The following is a 4,117-nucleotide window of genomic DNA, read 5'->3' on the forward strand; positions in this document are numbered from 1 at the left end:
AGAAATGGCCTAGAAGATGACCTCGGAGAGGTCTATCATCATCTGAAAATGCTTCAAAGCCAATAAAATTCAAAAAAGAGGTCCGGAATGAGACTATTCCGAACCCCTTTTGTCTACAAACTGAAATGAGACTGCCGTAAAGGCAGTCTCATTTTAAGTTAATTTGTACTTCTTTTAAACGGCCACCAGTTTGCCTGGCCAAAGTTCTTGACCATAACTGGAATGAATAACGGCAGCACAATCAGTGCGTAAAGCATTAATCCAATCAGAACAATAGACGCGATCTGCAATAAAGACAGCATTCCGGATGGCATCATTGCCGCGAATGTTCCTCCGAGAATTACCGCAGCTGAAATAATAACCGTCCCCATCTTTTTCATGGATAACAGCATGGCATCTGCGATAGAAAGGTCACGATATTCATTAAAACGGTCCATTAAGAAAATGCTGTAGTCAACGCCAAGCGCGACTAAAATAACAAATGCAAAAAATGGAACCGCCCAGCTGATGCCCGTGTATCCAAGCAGGTTTACGAAAATCGCTTCGTTCATTGCCATGCTCGTATAATAGGTTAAAATCAGTGAACCAATTAAATAGATTGGCATGATGATAGACCTGAAAAGGAACACTAGAATGATCGAAATGCCCAGAAGCATTAATACGACTGTACGGGAGTAATCCTTATCTGACATTGTGCTCAAATCAGCATTGGTACTTGTAATCCCGCCTACTGCGACAACCGCATTTTCAAGCTTCGTCCCCTTTGTTGCTCTATCCACAGCTTCCTTAATGTCATCGACCTGGTCAATGGCTTCGTTTGAATACGGATTTGCTTCAAGAACGACATCCATCGTCATAACTTTGCGATCCTCTGACAAGTAGACATCAAACACTTGGGCGAACTCTTCATCCTCCAGAACCTCAGGCGGCAGATAGAAACCATCCATATTATCCGATTTCGAAAGACCTGCCAGGTATTCTTGTGCAGAACCAAGTCCTTCAGATACCTGCTCAAGTCCATCTGCACTCTGGCCAAGGCCATCTGTCAGCTGGCTTATTTGTCCTCCGAGGTCGCCAAATCCGGCAAGAAGCTGCTCCTGCCCGCCACTGATTCCGGCTAAACCATTTGTCAGCTTTGGAAAATTATTAACGATTTGCCCCTGACCGTCAGCAAGCTGATTAAGTCCTGCCTGCTGGGCTTCGATTCCTTTGATCAGCTGCTGGAGCCCGGCAGCTAATTCCTTTTGGCCGGATATGGCGGTTCCGAAGTTTTTATTTGCCTCCGACAAGCCGTTTTGCAGCTGTGTTAACCCCCTATTAGCAGCATTGATACCTTCTGAAACTTTCGGAAGCTGCTGCTGAAGGCCGGCTACTTGACCTTTGATAGCTTGGTATTGAGGATCTTGGGCGAACTCAGGGTCCTTGGTTTCAACATAGCCAAACAGTGCATCATTTGCCTGTCTGATGCCATCCGACAACTGATTTAAGTTCGTCTGGATTTCTTTATAGCCCGCCATTAAAGAAGGAATGGCTTCTTCTGCTGACTGATATCCAATTAGCAGCTGCTGATAACCGGCAAGAAGCTCTTCGGCACCAGCCTTGGATTTTTCCAACCCCTCTTTAATTTGATCTGAACCTGCTGATCCCTGACGAATACCATCTTCGATTTTTGCCAGGTTTGTCTGAATTTCACCAAGGCCTGACTTTATTTCATTGGTGCCTGAAATCAAATCATTGATTCCTTTTGTGGCATTCTGCAGTTCGGGTTCTGATTTGGACAGTTCGCTGCTTGCTTCATTCAAACCATCAGAAATTTTGTTCAGTCCATCTTTTCCTTCCCCCAGCCCTTCTTCAAGCGTTTCAGCTTGTTTGGCAACAAAGAAGTCTTCGATTGGCTCCCCAGTTGGTCTTGTAACAGAACGAACTGTATCCACCAAATCTACTTTTTCAACCTCCCGGCTAATTTTCTCCGCCAGGCCTACATATTCTGCTGAATCCATTTCCTCACTGTTTTTCAAGACAATCTGCGTTGGCATGGATTCTCCAGGCCCAAAGCTGTCAGCTATGGCATTAAAAGCCTTAATGGAATTAACATCCCCGCCGATTTCCTCAAGGGAGTTGTAGGAAAGATCTCCGTCATAGGTTACCAGGAATGGCACACAAACAGCTGCCACGATAAGCAATGCCAGGAATGGACGCGCCAGCGAGAATCGGCCGACCGTACCCCATAGCTTGCTTTCACCATGCTCGGCACTCTTTTTCGAAGGCCAGAAAATCTTCTGTCCAAGCACCGCCATAAAGAAGGGCACAATGGTAAATAAAGCAATTAAGAGAATCGCTACACCTATGGCAACAGCTGCTGCTGACTGGTAAAGAATAAACTGCGAGAAGCCAATTGCAGCAAAGCCAATCATAACAGCCAGGCCGCTGAAAATTACTGTGCGCCCCGCATTACGGTATGTTGCCACAATGGCGTCCGCAGTGCTTTCATTATAGGAAAGCTCTTCTTTAAAACGGCTAAGCAGCAGGATACAATAGTCTGTTCCAATCCCAAACAGAATTGCTACAAGGAAAATTTGGGTATAGTTCGAAATAGGAAAATCCAGTCTATCCACTAAAAATGCCACAATGGATTGTGAAGCAAGATAAGTGAATCCCACTGTCAGGAGCGGGATAATTGGGGCAACCACTGATCGGAAAACCAGCAGCAACACAACCAGAATAAAGACGACTGTGATTCCTTCCGTCTTTTTCAGTCCTTCCTGAGAACTGTTCATGAGATCTTCATTGATCAGCCATTCACTCGTATAATAGTGATCTACCTTAGCATCATCAATAGCTGAATAAAGCTCTTCACTCAGCTCTGCTGGCTCACGATCGTTCCAGCTTACATTGACAGAAGCAAGAATCGACTTGCCATCCTCTGAAACAAGCTGTTCTTTTAAGCTTTCTTCATTAAAATGGGTAAGTATATCAGTGATTCCCATTTCTGAGCTTTTGTCCTCAAGCGTCCGTATAGCTTTCTCCGCTTCTTTGATTTCATTTCCTGTGAGCTTTTTATCATTATGAAAAACAAGGGCAATCTGGGTCTCATCCCCGCCGCCTTCCTGTTTCTGCACTTCCTGCATGATATTCCCGGCAAGTGTGGATGAATACTCGTCAGGAACAGTAATCTGCCCTTTATCACGGACCAGATCTGCCATGTTCGGAGCTGCCATAAACAAGCCGGCAGCCACTGCGATCCAGACGGCAATGACAAGCCATTTTCTTTTAATAATTGAATACACTATTTTATCCCCCGCTTTGTTTTCTGATAAAGTGAAACTCCAAACAGCGGGAATTTTCTTCCGCTGATTGTTAGTCCTTACTGCCCGTTAGTCTGCGATAGTACTTTATCCAATTTCTCAAATGTTTCGATGAACTGCTGGATTTCGGTTTGATCAAATTTATTTATAAACGATTCTACAAGGATATGAATTTTTTCTTCTGCTTTCACGTACAGTTCATTCCCTTTTTCGGTAAGTGTCAGATAGACTACCCTGCGATCATTTTCATCACGTGTCCGCTGAACCAGACCCTTTTCCCACATGCGCGTAATCATTGCTGTAATCGCACTCTTTTTTACATCGAACACTTCCGCAAGCTCTGATGAAGTACAGGAACCTGCCTGATTTATGTACCTCAGAGTAAAATGCTGATCATTGGTCAGATCGCTGCCAATCTGATCTTTCACAAGGGACGCAGCCTTTTTCTCAACAGAAAAAGAAACGGCAATATACCGGTCGACCAAATCCTTAATGTCTGGCACACTCACTTATATATTCACCTCACATTGTGATTATTCTATCATTTAACTGTTCAACTACTTAACTATTAACGTAGTTAACTTTAATGGAGGGAACCAAAGTTGTCAATCAAAATATCTGAGGCTGTGATAGATAAAAAGAAGGAAAATTATCTTACTTTAGGAAAGCATAGGAGTGAACTAAAAGAAGCTGGGACATAACTAGTTTCAAATAGTGAAAAAGATGAATTTGAGCACATTCAAATTCATCTTTTTCTATTTTTAGTAGTAAGAATTGCTATGCTCTCAGTGATTGGCAGTGAATTTCCTTAA

2 protein-coding genes are annotated in these 4,117 nt (G+C 43.5%); both read right to left on the minus strand.

Features of this window, described 5'->3' with window-relative positions:
• Nucleotides 1-158: 158 nt before the first annotated feature.
• A complete protein-coding gene (locus M3205_RS24900; protein ID WP_251172329.1) occupies nt 159-3,287 on the minus strand; it encodes an MMPL family transporter in 3,129 nt (1,042 codons plus the stop codon).
• 77 nt (nt 3,288-3,364) lie between these two features.
• A complete protein-coding gene (locus M3205_RS24905; protein ID WP_251172330.1) occupies nt 3,365-3,814 on the minus strand; it encodes a MarR family winged helix-turn-helix transcriptional regulator in 450 nt (149 codons plus the stop codon).
• Between the last annotated feature and the right edge of the window lie 303 nt (nt 3,815-4,117).

Source organism: Cytobacillus firmus (genome assembly GCF_023715565.1).
GTDB classification, from domain to species: Bacteria; Bacillota; Bacilli; order Bacillales; family Cytobacillaceae; genus Cytobacillus; species Cytobacillus firmus_C.